The organism is Kitasatospora nipponensis (assembly GCF_039528135.1).
GTDB classification, from domain to species: domain Bacteria; phylum Actinomycetota; class Actinomycetes; order Streptomycetales; family Streptomycetaceae; genus Kitasatospora; species Kitasatospora nipponensis.
Genome location: NZ_BAAALF010000023.1, coordinates 1 through 17,298, shown reverse-complemented (window position 1 = coordinate 17,298; position 17,298 = coordinate 1). Strand labels below are relative to the sequence as shown.

The following is a 17,298-nucleotide window of genomic DNA, read 5'->3' as shown; positions in this document are numbered from 1 at the left end:
TCACGGTGCGGGAGCGGCCTCCAGGACGCAGTAGCCGGTGGGGCCGGTGACCGCCCGGGTCACGACGAACCCGGCCTGCGCCAGCAGGGACGTGTACGCGTCCCTGCTGCGCTCCTGGCTGCCGAACAGCACCAGCATGCTCAGGTCCCGGATCGCGTCGTCGAGCGACTCGGTGCTCTGCGGGACGCGTTCGATGACCAGCAGCCGGCCCGTCGGGCCGATCGCGTCCCGGCAGTTGCGCAGGATCCGCAGCGCCGTCGCGTCGTTCCAGTTGTGGATCACCGACTTGAGCAGGTAGAGGTCGGCGCCGCGCGGGACCTCGTGCAGCAGGTCCCCCGCGACGAAGTCGCAGCGGTCGGACAGGCCCGCCTCCGTGAGCGCCCGGCGGGCGTGCTCGAGGACGGCGGGCTGTTCGAACACGACGGCGCGCAACCGCGGATGGCGCTCCAGCAGTCCGGCCGTCAGCGTGCCGTGCCCCGCGCCGAGATCGGCGACGGTCCCGGCCGCCGAGAAGTCGTACAGGCCGAGGACCTCGTCGAGGGCGCGTTCGCTGTTCCACCGCATGGTGCGGGTGAAGGACTGCGCGACCTGGCTCTCCTCGTTCAGCCGGTCCCACAGCGAGCGCCGGTGGCGGTGCTCGAACGCCGACTCGCCGGATCGCAGGGCGTGGTCCAACTCGGCCCAGGCGCCGTAGTAGTCGTCCCCCGCCATCAGTGAGTGTCCGTGGAGGGAACCGGAGTCGCTGCGGAGCAGGTCCGCGAGCGCGGTGCCGCGGTACTCGGCCGCGCCGACCTCCTCGACCAGTCCCAGCCCCCGCAGGGCGCGCAGGTAGCGGCGCAGCACGGGGACGCCGATGCCGGTGGCCGCGCTGAGCTGCTCGTCCGTCAGCGTCCGGCCGGCCAGCTGGTCCGGGATCCCGAACCGGACCGCGGAGGCGATGAGTTGGGTGACGACATGGCCGTCCAGGAGAGTGGCGAGACGTCCGGCTCGACTGCGCTCGGCTTCCACGGTGGCGGGTCCTTCGCTCGGTGATCCAGGGGAACGGCGGGTCGGGTTCAGCGGGCGTGGACCGGGAGCGAGTGCGGTCCCCGCAGGGTCGCGGTCAGGTCGAACACCGGCGGCGCGGCGGCGGTGAGGTGCAGACCCGAGCCGGCCAGTGCCGTGAGAACGGCCCGCAGCTGCGAGGTGGCCAGGCTCGCACCCAGGCAGGCGTGCGCGCCCCGGCCGAAGGCGACGTGAACGCCCCTGCGCCGCCCGGGATCGACGTCGTCGGGGTGGGCGAAGACGTCGGGGTCGCGGTTGGCCGCCGCGAGGAACAGGACGACGACCTCGCCCCGGCGGATGGTCTCCGCGCCCACCACGCGGTCCTGGGTGGCGACGCGCGCATCGGCCTGCACCGGTCCGTCCAGTCGGATCAGTTCCTCGACCAGGCCCTCGAGCCGGGGCGGGTCGCCGGCTCCCGCGAGCAGCGCGGGGTCGGCGACCAGCCGTGCCAGCGCGTTGCCCAGCAGACGGCTCACCGACTCGTACCCGGCGTGCAGGACCGCGCGCAGCGAGTTCGCCAGCAGTGCGGGCGGCACCTGCGGCGAGGCGAGGGCCGCCCGTCGTGCCGCGCCGATGAAACCGGTGCCGTCGCTGTCACGCAGCCACCCCTCGACGAGCCGGCTGAGTTCGCCCCGGGCCAGCGTCCCCGGTTCCGCGCGGCTCGGATCGAGGCCGGCGTCCATGCTGCGCACGATGGCGTTCGACAGCTCCTCGAAGCGGGGGCCGTCGGGCGCCTCGACCCCGAGGAACTCGCTCATGGTGCGCAGGGCGACGGGACGCGCGAACTGCCGGACCAGGTCGACCGGGCGGCCCTGCCCGCGCAGCGCCGCGACGTGTGCGGTGGCGATCTCGGTCACCCGGTCGGCCATCGCGAGGGGCGACTGCTCGTGGAGCGCGGTGACGAGCAGGTGCCGGATCGCGCCGTGGTCGGGCGGGTCCAGGGACTGCACGCTCAGCTGGGCGTCGGGGATCGGGGCGCCGACCCGGCGGAAGTCCGAGCCGAAGGCCGCCGTGTCGCCCAGGACCTGCCGGCACTCCTCGTACCCGGTGAGCACCCAGGAGTTCAGCACCGCGTGCCGGTAGACCCGGCTCCGTTCACGCAGCCGCCGGTAGAACGGGTAGGGGTCGGCGATGACGTCCGGCGCCAGCGGGTTGTAGATCGGATCCCGCACTGCCTGCGTCTGCGCGTCCATGGCCGGCCTCCTTCGTGTGCATGGGTCTGCGGAGCGGATGTGCGCCGCGTCCTCGGAGCGGAACGGCGTTGCGGCCATGCCGACGTGCGCGGGCATGGCCGCAACGGCTGTCAGCTTCAGTGGATGTAACCCATGGTGTTCTCCCTCCTGTGCAGGCGCGCACCGCGGTCGGGGAGGTGTCCCCGGTGGGGTGGCTGCGGGTGTTCCGCCGGGCGGCGCCCGGCGGGGGTCTCATCCGTGCCCCAGCACCTCGATGGGGAGCGGGAGTCGGTGCAGGCGGTGGGGCAGCGCGACCGCGAGCCCGCCCAGGGCGAGCAACAGGCCGTCGTGGAGCAGGTCCTGGACCGCCGGGAAGGTGGGGTGGTCCGCGGTCGGCAACGGCCGAGGCGTGGCGTAGTGGTCCAGGAGGTCACCGGATCCGGGCGTGTCCAGGACGATCTCGGCCCGGCGGGCGCCCGGACGGGAGTCGTGGACGACGACGAAGCCGGGTCCTCGGCGGTAGTGCAGGAGGCCGTAGCGGTGGGCTTCGCGCCAGCTGTCCAGCTCGGCCGGCCGGTCCGCCCGCGTGGGAGGGATCAGGTGGTAGAGCAGGCGGGGATCGGGGAGGCCGCCGAGGTCGGTGCTCCAGGCGAGCCCCTGGGCCCGGGAGGTGTGGTCCCGCAGCGTGCCGACGAACTCCAGCGCCTCCTGTGCCCGCTCCGGCACGAAGGACACGGTGCGGACCTCGCCCGCCTCGGGCGCGGCCGGCCGCGGGGCGGGGAGCGCACCGCGTTTGATGCTCGCCCGGTTCGTGGCCAGGGCGACGAAGCGCCCGTCGGACTCGAAGACCAGCCCCTGCTGCTTCCAGGAGTCCAGCCAGGCCTCGACCTGCGACGCGTCGACGTCATGGCCCTCGTCGGCCAGCCGCCTGCGCAGCGCGAGCGCGTTGCGGGGCGTCCGGAGCACCTGGTACGCGGCGGCCTGCGCGGACTCCAGCCTGATCAGGCGCTGCGGCCAGCCCGCCCGACGGTCCTCGACGAGCAGGGCCCCCTCGTCGTCGTGGCTCGCCAGCAGGCTGCTGCTGGGGTAGTTCTGACGCCAGGTCAGAATCGCCGCGCGCAGGCGGGCGGCCGTCGACTCCTGGACGCCGACCGCTGGAGAGTCGAACTGGTAGACCAGGTCCTGGAGTTCGGCCTCGGGCAGGTCGTACACATGGCCGTACAGGGCGGCCGGGCGGCGCTCGGGGAAGCCGAGTTCCGGGCGCTCGAAGTAGGGGCTGTAGCGCTCCAGCAGGATGCGGACGCGGCCCGCCGGCGGCTGGAGGTGGGACAGGGCGGGCAACTGGTCGAGGACGGCGGCGTAGTCGCCCTCCCGCTCGCCGGGGAAGCCGTACAGGTAGTTCCAGTCGACGGTCACGTCGTGCTCCTCGCAACTGCGGAGGAGTCGGATGTTCTGGGTGGCGTGCACCCCCTTGTCCATGATCTTCAGCACGTCCGAGCTGAGGTTCTCGATGCCCGGCTGGATGTGGACCAGGCCCGCGGCGCGGAGCTGGGCGACGTCCTCCTCCCCGAGGTTCGACTTCACCTCGTAGTAGAAGTTCACGTCGAGGTCCGCCGCGGCCAGTTCGGGCAGGAGCGTGCGCAGGTACGCCATGTCGAGGATGTTGTCGACCGCCACGATGTCGAGGATGCGGTGGCGTTCCACGAGGTCCTGCAGATGGCGGCGGGCCTGCTCCGGTGGGCGGGAGCGGAATTTCATGGTCAGTCCGTTGAGCCCGCAGAAGGTGCAGGTGTGCTTCTCGCCCCACCAGCAGCCCCGCGCCGCCTCGTACAGCAGGGTCGGCTTGATGAACGACCTGACCGGGCTCCTCTCCAGTTCACCGAAGTAGTCACCGAAATCGGGACAGGGCACGTCGCGCATCGCGAGCAGCGGACCGGGCCCGTTCGTCACCGTGGTCCCGTCCTTCGAGGTCCAGGACAGGCCGTGGACCTTTTCCGCCGGGAGTTCGCCGTCGAGATGGTCGAGGAAATCCACGTAGGACTGCTCGGCCTCACCGCTGATGACGTAGTCCACGAAGGGGAAGTTCCGCTGCAGTGCCGGCCCCATCGGTGCGTCGCAGTTCCCGCCGCCGAGCAGGATCGGAATGTGCGGGGCGATTTCCTTGACGGCCCTGGCCAGGGCGAGCGACGGCACGTTCTGCTGGAAGGTGCTGCTGAATCCGATGACGTCCGGCTCCTCGGCGACGAGTTCCCGCGCCATGGCGGTGACGAATTCCGCGGCGTGCTCGGCCATGGCCTCGGACTTTCCCGGATTCACGCCGTGCTCCGCCAGATAGGCGCGAAAACGATCCCGCCGCCAGTGCGGCGTCCCGTACAGCGCGGAGGTGAACACCCAGTCGCCCATGCCGTGCCAGACGCCGATGTTCGCGACGTAGTCGTAGTCCTCCGGCGTGATGGCGCCGGCGCTGACCTCGTGGAGGTGCTCGGCCCAGCGCAGGTTCAGGAAGTGCGAGCGCACGTCGTGCCGATGGCGGCACTTGTCCGTCTGGACCCGGAGGATCCCGAGCGGCAGGGACGGTGTCGCCAGAAGGTGCCACGGCATGGAGACGAGCGCAATCCGCATGTTCTCGATTTCTTGTGAGAAACGATCGGCGGGTGTCGGTGGATACAGCCAGCTGTCACGCGTTGCCGCAGTGCGATCCCGGGGGGTTCGTGGCCCGCCGGGCCCGTGGGCGGCTCCGCCAGACTGTGGTTCATGACCGGGGGTGTGCGCAAGAGGGTTGGCACCGGAAGACACAGGATGTCCACGAATGGGAAAACGGAAGGCCCGTGCCGCGCGGGAATTCATGGCATTGCCTCCGTGGCAGGGCAATTGAGCTGGCCTGATCCGCTACAGGACGTTTGTGTCCCTTGACGCACAACGTCCACTTCCTCCGGAATGTGACCGCCGGTGGCCGGCGGAAACGACGCGACTTCCCAGGCGATGGCGCAGGTCGGCCGGACCGGGGCGACGTCCCGGTCCGGATCCCCTTGCGGCGGGGAGTCGGTGCGTGGAACTCTGCACGGGTTTCGTTCTGCCAACGGGGGAGCAGTCGGCTGATGGACCGCACCACTGAGCTCTACCTCGAGGAATGCCGGGCCCCCGGAAGCCGACTGCGCCACGCGGTGGCGGACGCCGACCTTCCGCCGGTGCTCACCCGGACGTCGGGGCACCGTCTGCTGCCGCGCCCGCTGTTCGTCCCGGAGGCCGAACTCCGTGCCTTCGAGCGGGACGCGGACGCCCTGTTCGATGTGCTGGTCTCACTCCCGGCACGTCTCTTCGACGGTGACCACGGGCGCTTCCACGCCGCTCTCGGCGTCGGGGCGCGCGAGTCGGCCCTCCTGCGCCGGTTGGGCGCATCCCCGCCGCCGCGCTACGGACGCACGGACATGTACCACGACGGCGACGGCTTCAAGCTGCTGGAGTTCAACATCGTCAGCCAGCTCGGCGGCATCGACCGCGCGGGCGGGCTCCCGAACGCACTGCTGGGCGTTCCCTCCTTCGCGTCGTTCGCCGCCGCCCACCGGCTGGGATTCACCGACACCGGTCGCCAGGTCGCCCGGACGCTGCGGACGGCCGGCCTGACGGTCACTCACGGCCGGGAGCCGGTCATCGCCCTGGTGGAGGCGCCCGGCGAGCTGGACCGCTACCGGCACGGCTGGGAGCCCCTGCAGGAACTGATGCGCGGCTGTGGACTGGACTTCCGTCTGGGCGAGCTCCCCGACGTCCAGGTCCGCGACGGCGCCCTCGTCCTCACCTGCGAGCCGGACACACCCCGCGTCGACGTCGTCCTGCGGGCGTTCGGCGTCGGGCAGATCTGCGGCGACGCGGAATCCGAGTCGCTGCTCGAACGCCTCGTCCACGCGCACCAGGACGGGCGCGTGGTGCTGTGGACCCCGATGGGCGGCGAGTTGTACGGCAACAAGGGCTGTCTCGCCCTGCTCCACGACCCCGCGTTCCACGGTGCGTTCTCGGGCGCCGAGCGCGCCCTGATCGACCGACTGGTGCCCTGGACCCGGGCGTTGGACGGCCGCGTGGACGACTACGCGCGGTCACATCGGGACAGGCTGCTGCTCAAACCCAACGGTGGCAACAGCGGAAAGGGCGTCGTGGCCGGCTGGCAGATGTCGGACGAGGCCTGGGCCGCCGCCCTGGCCTCGGGCCGCCGGACCGGAGCCGTCGTCCAGCGCCGGGTCGTCCCACGCACCGAACCGGTCCTCGACCCGCGGAGCGGAGAGGTCAGCGACTGGCACGCGGTCTGGGGGATGTTCATCACCCCGGCCGGCCGCGCCGGTTGCTACGGCCGGGCCCTACCCGCCGAGGACGCCGCGGTCATCGGCCTCGGCGCCAGCCCCGACACGCGCACGGCAGCGGTCTTCACCGTTGACGACTGACGACTGACGACTGACGCCTGAACGACTGACGCCTGAACGACTGACGACACCCGAACGCGGAACCGAGCCCCGGCGACCAGCTCGCCACCGACGCCCGGTTCCGGCTCCACCCACCCGGTCAGAACTGGATCAGCCCCACCGGCGGGGTGCCGAGCGCCGGCTGCCACCCGCTCCACTTCACGCCGGGGATCAGGTAGTTCTCGTACACGTTGCCGTCGGACCCCAGCGCGTACGTCACGTTGGTGCCGTTCCTGTCCTTCAGCGAGTTCGGCACGCCGACGAAGGAGACCCCGGACGGCAGCGGCGAGTCGTAGGTGTGCCAGCCCGACCACGGACCACTGCCCGGCACGGTCTGGTAGCTCTCCTCCACGGTGCCGGAGGCGTCGATCGCGGTCACCACGGTCTTGCCGGCCGAGTCCACGAAGACGCTCGGCGAGCTGACCAGCGCACCGCTGGTGCCCGGCGCCGGCTCCCAACCGTGCCACGTCACGCCGGGGATCAGGTAGTTCTCGTACACGTTGCCGTCCGTGCCGGTCACGAACGTCACGTTGGTGCCGTTCCCGTCCTTCACCGAGTTCGGCGTACCGACGAACGTGACCCCCGTCGGCAGCGGCGAGTTGTAGTGGTGCCAGCCCGACCACGGACCGTTGCCGGGCAGGGTCTGGTAGCTCTCCTGCAGGTTGCCCGAGCGGTCGATCGCGGTCACCACGGTCTTGCCGACCGAGTCCACGAAGACGCTCGGCGAGCTGACCAGCGCACCGCTGGCGCCCAGCGCCAGCTCCCAACCGTTCCAGCCCACACCGGACTTCAGGTAGTTCTCGTACACGTTGCCGTCCGTGCCGGTCACGTAGGTGACGTTGACCCCGTTCACGTCCTTGGTCGAGACCGGCGTACCGACGAACGTGACCCCCGTCGGCAGCGGCGAGTTGTAGTAGTGCCACCCCGACCACGGGCCGCCGCCCGGCACGGTCTGGTAGTTCTCCTCCAGGTTGCCGGACCCGTCGATCGCGGTCACCACGGTCTTGCCGGCCGAGTCCACGAAGGCGCTCGGCGAGCTGACGAAGCCGTTCGCGATGCCGGTGCGGCCGTAGGGGGTGCCCGCACCGAGCCCCAGCTCCCAGCCGGACCAGTTGCCCGCGCCCGGCGTGCGCTGGTAGTCCTCGTAGATCTTGCCGTCGGTGCCCAGGGCGTAGACGGCGGTGGCGCCGTTGTGGTCGATGACGGTCGCCCGGGAGCCCGCGACCATGCTGTGCGCCCCGTTGGGGACACCGGTCTGACCGGAGTAGCCCGCCGCGACGATATTCGCCTGTACGGCGTCCTCCGCGGCGTCGCTCGGGTAGCCGGCCGTCATGACCCCCTCGAAGAAGGTGCCTTCGGACCAGTTGCTGTTGTCACCGCCGATGCCCAGGATGATGCCGCCCTCCTGCTGCATCGTGTACGTGCTGGGCAGCGGACCGCTCCACCACGTGTTCAGGCCGCCGGCCTGGGCGTTGCCGCCCTTGAGGGCGAAGGTCGTCCTGCCGTCGTTCTTCAGCATCGCCGTGACGTAGGGGCTGTTGTTGCCCAGGTTGGCGGTGTTGGCGCCGTTGCCGCCCCGGAACAGGCCGTCCTCCAGGTCGGCCTCGACCCAGGGGCCCGATCCGGTGCAGGGCCCGAACATGCAGGTGGTGCTGAGGTTGATGGCGTCCATGTGGCCGCTGCCCGTGTCGGTCGGCTCCGCCTCCGCGTTGCCGTAGTCGAAGCAGCAGCCGGAGTTGGCGTGGCCGCCGCTCGCGACCAGGTACGCGCCCTCCGGCTGACCGCCCACCGCGACCCCGGCGGCCCGCCCCGTGTACCGGTAGCCCACGCCCGGGGTGATCCAGACCCCGTACACCTTGTGCCCGCCCGCGGTGATCGCCAGCGCGTTCGCGTCGGCGGGACGGTCGGCGCCGGTGCCCCAGGCGCCCTGGGGGCCGGGGACCAGGTCGTTGTGGTTCTGGGTCTGGTCGTAGATCTTCGTGATCGTGCAGCTGGTGGCGGCGCAGAAGGCGTCGTGGTCGGCGGCGTCGGCATAGCCGTCCGCGAGGCCGGAGACGTCGTGCGTCGCACCGTCCGAGGCCCGGGTGAGCTGGTAGAGCGGACCGGTGTAGCCGCCGAACAGGGCCCGGACGGTGCTGTGCGCGGCGACACAACCCGTCTGGTGGGAACGGTAGATGTCGCAGGGGGCGGTGGTGCTCGCGTGCGCCGCGGTCGGCAGCGCGACCAGGGTCGCGACGACGACGGGCAGGGCACCGACCAGGGTGCGGAACAGCTTGCGCCAGCCGGGGTGACGGTGGGCCGTGGCCAAGGCGGACCTCTCAGGGACGCGAAGTGGAAGGCGGAGGGTGGTACCGGTGACGCCTTGGCCGCAGGGCGTCCAAGGCCTGGCGGACCATATGACAGGGCTTCACGACGTGTCCACACGGTTCTCGGGCCGGCGCCTGACGTCGGGTCACACGGCATGCACGGTGGCGGACAGTGCGGCAGGCGCTCCCGTCCCCCCGCGCTCAGTGACGGTAGGCGGCTGTCGCCATCTCGACGAAGGATCGGATCAACGGGTTGGTGTCGCCCTCGTTGCACGCCACGACCACGCGGCTCGGCTCCATGTCGGCCAGCGGCACCACGGCGAACTCCGCGGGCAGGTCGTGGCCGAGCGGGGCCAGGCCGACCGTGCCGTTCCACAGCACGGTCTGCAGGCACTCCTGGACGGCGCGCACCACGGGGCCCTCGCGCGGGGCGCCACCGTTCCAGTAGGACTGCCAGGCGGGGTCGGTGCCCGGCGGGAACTGGAACCAGCGGCGGTCGCTCAGCTCGGCCAGCCGCAGGCGGTCGCGGCGGGCCAGCGGATCGTCGGCGCGCAGGACCACGCCGACCCGATCGGTCCGCAGCTCGCGCACGGTCAGGGCCGTCCCGTCGAACGGCGCCCGAGTCAGCGCGACGTCGACCAGTCCGGCGCGCAGCCCGCAGGTCGGGTCGGTCAGGTCGGTGTCGCGGATGCGGATGTCGATGCCGGGGTGGCGTCGGCGGAAGGCGGCGGCCAGCCTGGCCACGCCCGGATCGGTGCCGTCGCCCAGGATGCCGATGGTGATGGTCGCGACGCCGGCCGCCGCCCTCACGCGCACCCGGACCCGGTCGGCGTGGTCGAGCAGGGCCCGCGCCTCGTCGAGGAGCACCGTGCCGACCGGGGTGAGCGTGACGCTCGTGGGGGAGCGGGTGAACAGCAGGGCCCCGACGTCGGCCTCCAGCTGCTTGATCGCCCGGCTCAGCGGCGGCTGACTCATGTGCAGTCGGGTGGCGGCCCGGCCGAAGTGCAGTTCCTCGGCGACCGCCACGAAGTACCGCAAGGTCCGTAGCTCCACGCTGCCACGATACCCAGGAGGCATCGGCATCGCGGGATGGGTCTTGGACACGGGCACGTCCCCGGCGGTGCACTCGTGTGCATGACCGAAGAAGCGAAGACCAGCCAGCTGCCGACCGACCCCGCCGTATCGGTGGTGGGTCCCGGTGAGGGCGAGACGATCGTTCTGGGCACCACGCGCATGCGCGTCCTGGAGGACGGCAGCCACACCGGGCACCGCCTCGCGATCGCCGAGTCCGTCCTCGCCCCGCACACCCAGGGGCCGCCGCAGCACCGCCACGCCCGACACGACGAGGGCTTCTACATCCTCTCCGGCACCGTGCGGTTCACCGTCGGGGACAAGGACCACGACGCCACCGCGGGCACGCTCGTGATGGTGGCGCCCGGTACCCCGCACACCTTCGCCAACGTGAGCGACCAACCCGCCGTCATGCTCAGCACGTTCACCCCCGATCTGTACGTGCAGTACTTCCGCGACCTCCAGGACGTGCTCGCCGGCGGCCGCCCGTTGACGCCACAGGCCAACATCGACGCGATGAGCCGCTACGCGACCGAGCCGGCGACCGACTTCGCCGCCGGCCCCGCCGCCGAGCCTGCCGGTAACTCCGCCGCCGACCTCGCCTGAAGTCGAGGCACAGTACGGGCCGGCCGGCCCGGGAAAAGGGAACGATGAACATCGCCTACGGGATCGTCGCGGCACCGCTCGCGCTCTTCTACCTCTACGCGGGCACGCTGAAGCTGATCCGCAGCCGCGATCAACTCCGACCGATGATGGCCTGGGTCGACCGCGTACCCCTGCCCGCCCTCAGGGCACTGGGGGTGGTCGAGATCCTCGGCGCGACGGGTCTGGTCCTGCCGCCGCTGAGCGGCATCGCGCCCTGGCTGGCAGCGGTCGCGGCCATCGGCCTCGTGCTCCTGCAGGCCGGCGCGATCGCCGTCCACCTGGCCGGCGAGGACCGCCGGGTCGCACTCAACGCCGGGCTCGTCGTCGCCGCGGCCGTCTCCACCTGGCTGGCCACCGGGCTCTGATCGAACACGGTCCAGGTGGCCGGCACGCGGACGTCCGCCGACACGTCACCTCGCAGGGGTCGCGTACGTCTGGCGTCGCGCACCTCCAGCGCAGCCGGCTCTCCCGCCGCGTGGGGGCGGTGCGACCGAAGTGGCGGGCCGACACGTGAGTTACCTCCGAGCGGCCACCTGCCGCCAGAGTGCTTGCGTCCGCCGTTCTTTGATGGAGTGTGAGATCTTGCCCCACCAGTCGTCCTCCCCCGCCATGTCCTTTCACCCCGCCCCACCGCGACCGCGGACGGCCCGCCTGGCCGCCACCGCGGCCGCGGCCGCGCTGGTCGTGACCGGCGCGGTGGCACCGGCGGCCGACGCCGCGAGCCCGGCCCGCGTCGACCTGGCCTCCGCCATCCCCGGCTGGGTCACGGCCGCGGGCCAGGGGGCGCCGGCCGACACCGGCGCGGCCCCGGGCAACTGGGGCCTGTCGCTGCGGGTCTACCTGGCAGGCAAGGACCCGGTGGGCATGGCCAAGGCGGCGCAGCGGGTCTCCGACCCGGCCGACCCCGCTTACGCCCACTACCTGACGCCCACCCAGTTCGCCCAGCGGTACGGCACCACCCCGGCCCAGACGGCGAGGGTCGGCGACTGGCTCAGCGGCTTCGGCATGCACGTCACCGGCGCCACCGCCCACTACCTGGCGGTCACCGCCACCGTGGACCAGGTGCAGAAGGCCTTCGCCACCACGATCCACGGCTACGCCCGGCAGCCCGGTCAGCCCCCGGCCCTCGCCTTCCCGGCGAGCGGCATCTCGGTCCCGGCCGCGCTCGGCCACGACATCAGCACGGTGCTCGGCCTCGACGACACCGATCCCGTCATCCCCGACGACCCCACCACGACGGCCGCGCCCGCCTCGTCCGCGCCGACGGCATCGCCCGTGCCGACGGCCGTGCCCGCGCCGACGGCCACGAAGGTCGCGCCTCCCCGGACGGCCGTCAAGGCTGTGACACCCCAGGCGGCGACTTCCCAGGCAGGGGCCCCCGCGGCCGCGCCGCCGTGCTCGACGTGGTGGGGCCAGAGCAGCTCCGCGATCCCGCCCGTCGACGGCCGCACCACCGCCATCGACCAGGTCTGCGGCTACACCCCCCAGCAGCTGCGCGACGCCTACGGCGTCACGAACAGCCCCTACACGGGCAAGGGCCGCACGGTGGCCGTGGTGCTGGACGGCGCGCTGCCCACGATGGAGGCCGACGCCGACACGTTCTTCGCCGCCCACGGCCTGCCCGGCTTCGCGCCCGGCCAGTACAGCGAGAACTTCGGCCCGAACTTCGCCGCGACCTGCCGGGGTGCCTCCGACGCGCCCGAGGAGCCGCTGGACGTGGAGACGCTCCACATCGCGGCCCCGGACGCGAAGGTGGTCTATGTCGGGGCCGACTGCGACACCGGCGCGGGCGGTTCGAGGGCGTTCCTCGACGCCCACACCCGGATCGTGGACCAGCACCTCGCCGACGTGGTGACCGACTCGTTCGCCACCAGGGAGGACTCCGACTCGCCCGCCACCGTGGTGGCCTGGGACCAGATGTTCGAGCAGGGCGCGCTGGAGGGCATCGGCTTCGACTACGCCTCCGGCGACGAGGGGGACGGCGCGGACCCGGGTGGCCCGAGCTCGGTGATCTTCCCGGCCTCCGACCAGTGGGCGACCGCCGTCGGCGGCACCACCCTGGAGATCGACAGGAACGGCAAGGTGGCCGGCGAGCTCGGCTGGGGCGCCAACGCGGCGCAGGTCAACCCGCAGGGCACCGGATACCTGACCCCGCCGCCCGGACCGTTCTTCATGGGCTCGGGTGGCGGCCGCAGTAGCCTGATCGCTCAACCCTGGTACCAGAAGAGCGTGGTCCCCCCGGCGCTGGCCAACGCCGGCGGCACCGCCCCGGCCCACCGCGAGCTGCCGGACGTCTCCGCGGACGGCGATCGCGCCACCGGTTGGCTGGTCGGCTTCACCACCCCCGGCGGCGCCTACCACGAGGAGTTGGGCGCCGGCACCAGCGGTTCCTCCCCGCTGATCACCGCCCTGGAGGCGGACGCCGCACAGGCCTCGGGCCACGCCCTCGGCTTCGCCAACCCGCTGCTCTACAAGCTGCGCACCACCCCGGCGATCCACGACGTGCTTCCCGCGCCGGCCGGCCAGGCCCCCTCGGTGCTGATGTTCCTGCCGAGCTGGGAGACCCCGGGCAGCTTCGACGGCTACCTCGCCCAGCCGGACCACGACACCACGCTGAAGACCACGCCCGGCTACGACGACGTCACCGGCGTCGGCTCGGCCACCGCGGACTTCGTCCGCTCCTTCGCCCGCCACTGACGGGCCCCGAGCCGGACAGCACGCGGCCCCGGCCGGGACCGTGAGAGGTCCTTGCCGGGGCCGCGTGCGGATCGCCCGAGCGGTGGTGCGGAGTACTAGTGGATGCTGTCCCAGTCGATTTCCGGTTCTTCGACCGTGTCGATCACCGGTTCGCGGTCATCGCGTTGTCCGCTCATGCCTCCGCCGATCCAGCCGATGCATTCCGGGCGGTCTCCGGTGCCGTTGTGACCGTATTCCTCGACGGCCCGCCGCACCTGCGCGACCGGGAGGGTGCTGGCTGGGTCGTGGAAGAGCGGATGACCCGGATCCGACACGACCCGGGGGTCGAAATCGGGTGGCGCGGGATTGTCGGACACCCACGTCCTGTCATACACGCCCCCCTTCCTCCCGCTCTTCCCGCCGTTGAAGAACCACACCAGGCCACCGTAGCCGGACGATGCGTTGACGGATACCGCCAAGCAGTTGTCGGGCCAGCTGTCAGCACCGTACGGCTGCTCGGAAAAAGAGAACCAGGCGATCTCTCCGGGCCTCCAGTCCGGCCCCCCGCTCCCCTTCTCCTCAAGAATCCCGAAAACCTCCGAGATCAGCCGGGACTTCTCTTCCGGTGTCTCGCCGTGGCGCCATTGACCGCCGACATGAACATTGAGGAGCACTGTCGATCACCCATTCGCTCGGGGAGGCGCGGCCTTCCCCACCAGCGGGACGGGATCCTTTGCGAGTACGCCGAACTCATCCTTGTACCAGACCGTCAGAGTGTACCCCTCGGGCAGGATGTGCGGCACCGCCGCAGTGCAGGAGAAGGGTCCCGTGCACGGACCGGTGGGCTTGTTGATCACGATCTCCAGGTTTTTCCGCCCGGAGATTCGCATTTTCCATGCGAGCTTCACCTCCACATCGGCGACCACCGAGAGACCGTCCGGAACACCGAGGGACACGAAGTAGGAGTTGATCGCATCCCTGTCCTCGTTGTACCCACTCACGAGGTCCACCGCCTCGGTCTTCGAGCCATCCGCTCCCGTTGACAGGATGAACCCGCGGGTCTTGGCGTCCTTGACCCAGTTGGGCAGCTTCTTGGCGATGTTCTGGATCTGCCCGAAGCAGTCGAGGTTGTGGGTCAGCACCGGGACGGTGCCGGCCAGCACGTAGTACGTGTGCAGGTCGGCGACGGTCAGGTTGTAGGCCGGCTGCAACCCGGTCCAGTGCCGGATCGACGCGACCTGGGCGGTGGCGCCGGTGTCGGTGCGCAGGGTGTCGCCGACCTGGACGGCTGCCGCGTCGGTCCAGGCGCGGGTGGACTCCACCCAGAACGGGTGGTGGTCGGTGGCGGTGACGGATCCCTTGGTTCCGTTCCCGGGATCAACCGTCAGTTCGGTGAAGTCGAGGTCGTCCGGGGTGTAGATGGTGTTCGTCACCGCGCGCGGGCCGCCGGCGCCGGTGACGGGGTCCGCCGCTGTCACCAGGTCGCCGACCCGGATGGTCTCGATGGGACGGGTGGTGCCGTCTCCCATCAGCACTTCGGTGCCGGCGGGGAAGCTGTTGTGACTGGCGGACGGGACGGTCGGACAGGTGCGGCCGTACGTCGCGATGTCGCGCTCGGTCTCCAGATGGTCGACCAGTGAGCGCTCGACGTTCCGGTCCTGCCGCAGCGCCTCGAGCGCGGCATCGGTACCGACGCCGTCCTTGAGGGTGAGGCGGTACGCGGTGATGGCGTCGGCGGTGGCCAGCAGCTTGCCGGCGGTTGCGTCCTTGATGCCGTCGAGGGATACCTGGAGGGCGATCTTGGCCTGCGCCAGGTCGGTCCCCGTCTCGAGGGCGTAGCGGAATGCGATGATTCCCTTGGCGGCTTTACCGAGGGTACCGAAGGGGATGAAGTTGGACGCCGCCCAGCCGCAAGCGGCGTTCAGGCCGGGGTTCTTCGCGCAGTCCCAGAAGTCCTGTACCAGGGCGACCGCCATGTCGCTGGTGAGGCATCCCGTCCCGCCGCTTTCCCCGCCGTAGCAGGTGTTGTGCTGGAAGTACGCCTCATCGAGTTCGACCGTGCCGTCGACGACGATATTGATCGACTTCGTGTCCACCAGGAGCGTGTCCCAGACACTGTACTTTCCATGGCATGCCGCGATGGAGATGTTCGGTTCCGGGCACGTCCTCAGGAAGTAGTCGACCTGACCGGTGATATTTATCTTCGCCGGTACCGTGCAGACGTCCTTCCCTGCCGGATTCCGGTGCCAGTTGTCGCCGTTCCGCCATGCGACCGTGAAACACCTGGATTCGTCCCAGCTCTGGGCCTTCTGACTGAGATCACCGTGGGGTACGACGTCGACGTACGAGACACGGCCGTCGTCGTCCACGGCGGCGGTTTCGCTCTGCATCTGGCCGCCGTCGGCTGCGTCGGCCTGCTGCTTCGACATGATCAGCTGCGCGGCCTCCCTGGCGGCCGCATAGGCTTCGTCCCTGCTCTTGGCAGCGGCAACCGCCGAGGCGTTCGCCTGGTCGGCGGCGTTCTTGGCATCGGTCGCGTACTTGCTCGCCTGCGCGGCGTAGCTGGTGGCCGCGGCCGCGGAGACGCTGGCGCTGCGGGCCGCCGCGTTGGCGGAGGCCGCGGCGGCCTGGGCCTGCTTGGCGTAGCCGGCGGCCTGCTGGGCGCTGGCCTGGGCGGCCTGGGCGGACTGGGCGGCCTGGTTGGCGAAGCCCTGGGCCTGCTGGGCGGACTGGCCGGCCTGGTTGGCGTAGCCGGCGGCCTCGTTCGCGGCGCCACGGGCGGTGGCGTAGGCCTGGGCGGCCTGGGCCGCGTACTGGCGGGCCTGGGCGACCGAGCCGTCCATGGTGGCGAGGTAGGACGCGATGGTGGCGACGTGGGTGGCGGTCATCGCGTCGCGCTGCTGGGCCTTGGGCAGGTCGGTCTGCAGGAACGGCACCAGGCGGTCGGCCGGTCCGGACAGCACGGCCTGGGCGGCCGCCTTGACCTCGGGACCGCCACTGGCCAGGGCCTGGGTCACCAGGACGCGGTTGTCGTCGTCGCGGGCCTTGTACTGGCCGGTGGCCAGGAACGCGCGGACGTCGTCGATCGTGCCGTCGAGCGCCTTGCCGGCCGCGGCCTTCACCCCCGGGCCGCCGGCGGCCATGATCTGCGAGAGCGCGACGCGGTCGTCGTCGTCCTTGCCCGGGTACTGGCCGGTGGCCAGGAACGCCTTCACCTGGTCCGGCGTGCCCACCGAGGCGGCCTCCGCGGCCAGGCGCAGTTCCATCTTTCCGGAGCTCTGGACGACGGTCATGACGCTGGTGCGGTCGTCGCGGTCGCGGGCGACCGCCAGATCGGTGCCGAGGAACGCCTGGACGGCGTAGTCGTCGCCCTCCAGCGCGCTCTGGGCGGCGGCCTTGACCCACGGGCCGCCGGCGTCCAGGAGCCGGAACGCGGCCTGGCGACCCTTCAGCACGGCCGTCTTCGGGTCGACTCCGGCCGCGGTGGCGTCCGCGATGAGCTGGTCGGTGTCGGCGGCGAACCGGGTGGCCTTGCCCGACTCCCAGGCGGCGGTCTTCGCCTTCTGGTCGGCCTCGCGGGAGGCCTCGTCGGCGGTGGCCATCTCGGCGGCCTGCTGGGCGGCGAGGCGCTCGGCGTCGCTGGCGCGGGCGACGTCGGCGACCGTGTGGGCCTGCTGGGCGGACTGGGCGGCCTGGGTGGCGTCCGCGTCGGCCGCGGTGGCGGCCGCCTGGGCGACGTTGGCCGCGGTGTTCGCGTCGCCGGCGTGCTGGGCGGCCTGCTCGGCGGGGGGGGGCGGCGCTTCGGCGTGGGCCGCGGCGTCGTTGGCGGCACGCTGGGCGTCACCGGCCGCGGCGGCGGCCTGGTTGGCGATCGCGACGGTGGCGTTGGCGGCGCGGGTGGCCTCCGCCGCGGCGGCCTTGGCGCGGGCGGCG

Annotated in this window: 11 protein-coding genes; 4 read left to right on the top strand and 7 right to left on the bottom strand. The window is 71.7% G+C overall.

Features of this window, described 5'->3' with window-relative positions; translation table 11 throughout:
- The 3 genes from ABD323_RS09640 to ABD323_RS09630 all read right to left on the bottom strand — a co-directional run bounded on the left by ABD323_RS09640 (position 1) and on the right by ABD323_RS09630 (position 4,838).
- Positions 1-1,008 (bottom strand): methyltransferase, encoded by a 1,008-nt coding sequence (locus tag ABD323_RS09640; RefSeq protein ID WP_344440843.1) that lies wholly within the window; start codon positions 1,006-1,008, stop codon positions 1-3.
- 47 nt (positions 1,009-1,055) lie between these two features.
- Positions 1,056-2,237 (bottom strand): cytochrome P450, encoded by a 1,182-nt coding sequence (locus ABD323_RS09635; protein WP_344440842.1) that lies wholly within the window; start codon positions 2,235-2,237, stop codon positions 1,056-1,058.
- A 231-nt stretch (positions 2,238-2,468) separates the two neighbouring features.
- On the bottom strand, positions 2,469-4,838 hold the full coding sequence (locus ABD323_RS09630) for a RiPP maturation radical SAM C-methyltransferase (RefSeq protein WP_344440841.1): 2,370 nt from the start codon (positions 4,836-4,838) through the stop codon (positions 2,469-2,471).
- 476 nt (positions 4,839-5,314) lie between these two features.
- Between ABD323_RS09630 and ABD323_RS09625 the strand changes: the two genes are divergently transcribed.
- Positions 5,315-6,649 (top strand): hypothetical protein, encoded by a 1,335-nt coding sequence (locus tag ABD323_RS09625; RefSeq protein WP_344440840.1) that lies wholly within the window; start codon positions 5,315-5,317, stop codon positions 6,647-6,649.
- Between the two features lie 118 nt (positions 6,650-6,767).
- Here ABD323_RS09625 and ABD323_RS09620 read toward each other — a convergent pair whose 3' ends face one another.
- Positions 6,768-8,975: an arabinofuranosidase catalytic domain-containing protein gene (locus ABD323_RS09620; protein ID WP_344440839.1), complete on the bottom strand. Its 2,208-nt coding sequence runs from the start codon at positions 8,973-8,975 to the stop codon at positions 6,768-6,770.
- 199 nt (positions 8,976-9,174) lie between these two features.
- Positions 9,175-10,050, bottom strand: coding sequence for a LysR family transcriptional regulator (locus ABD323_RS09615; protein ID WP_344440880.1), 876 nt, complete (start codon positions 10,048-10,050; stop codon positions 9,175-9,177).
- Positions 10,051-10,107: 57 nt separating this feature from the next.
- Here ABD323_RS09615 and ABD323_RS09610 point away from each other — a divergent pair, with 57 nt between their 5' ends.
- The 3 genes from ABD323_RS09610 to ABD323_RS09600 all read left to right on the top strand — a co-directional run bounded on the left by ABD323_RS09610 (position 10,108) and on the right by ABD323_RS09600 (position 13,386).
- The gene (locus ABD323_RS09610) at positions 10,108-10,650 is read left to right on the top strand and encodes a cupin domain-containing protein (protein ID WP_344440838.1); all 543 of its coding nucleotides are present in this window, start codon (positions 10,108-10,110) and stop codon (positions 10,648-10,650) included.
- A gap of 44 nt (positions 10,651-10,694) precedes the next feature.
- Positions 10,695-11,054 carry a DoxX family protein gene (locus ABD323_RS09605; protein WP_344440837.1) on the top strand — a complete coding sequence of 120 codons (360 nt, stop codon included), beginning with the start codon at positions 10,695-10,697 and terminating at the stop codon, positions 11,052-11,054.
- Positions 11,055-11,298: 244 nt separating this feature from the next.
- Complete coding sequence (locus ABD323_RS09600; RefSeq protein ID WP_344440836.1) at positions 11,299-13,386, top strand: S53 family peptidase; 2,088 nt, start codon at positions 11,299-11,301, stop codon at positions 13,384-13,386.
- A gap of 95 nt (positions 13,387-13,481) precedes the next feature.
- Here the strand turns inward: ABD323_RS09600 and ABD323_RS09595 are convergent, their stop codons facing one another.
- Both ABD323_RS09595 and ABD323_RS09590 read right to left on the bottom strand, forming a co-directional pair.
- Positions 13,482-14,039, bottom strand: coding sequence for an Imm1 family immunity protein (locus ABD323_RS09595; protein ID WP_344440834.1), 558 nt, complete (start codon positions 14,037-14,039; stop codon positions 13,482-13,484).
- 6 nt (positions 14,040-14,045) lie between these two features.
- Positions 14,046-17,298 (bottom strand): DddA-like double-stranded DNA deaminase toxin (locus ABD323_RS09590; protein ID WP_344440833.1); only part of this gene is annotated, 3,253 nt, incomplete at its 5' end.

What these genes read in the sequence shown, in the direction of transcription:
- ABD323_RS09635 (WP_344440842.1), bottom strand. Translation starts at nt 2,237, where the DNA reads ATGGACGCGCAGACGCAGGCAGTGCGGGATCCGATCTACAACCCGCTG.
- ABD323_RS09630 (WP_344440841.1), bottom strand. Translation starts at nt 4,838, where the DNA reads ATGCGGATTGCGCTCGTCTCCATGCCGTGGCACCTTCTGGCGACACCG.
- ABD323_RS09625 (WP_344440840.1), top strand. Translation starts at nt 5,315, where the DNA reads ATGGACCGCACCACTGAGCTCTACCTCGAGGAATGCCGGGCCCCCGGA.
- ABD323_RS09615 (WP_344440880.1), bottom strand. Translation starts at nt 10,050, where the DNA reads ATGCCTCCTGGGTATCGTGGCAGCGTGGAGCTACGGACCTTGCGGTAC.
- ABD323_RS09610 (WP_344440838.1), top strand. Translation starts at nt 10,108, where the DNA reads ATGACCGAAGAAGCGAAGACCAGCCAGCTGCCGACCGACCCCGCCGTA.
- ABD323_RS09605 (WP_344440837.1), top strand. Translation starts at nt 10,695, where the DNA reads ATGAACATCGCCTACGGGATCGTCGCGGCACCGCTCGCGCTCTTCTAC.
- ABD323_RS09600 (WP_344440836.1), top strand. Translation starts at nt 11,299, where the DNA reads ATGTCCTTTCACCCCGCCCCACCGCGACCGCGGACGGCCCGCCTGGCC.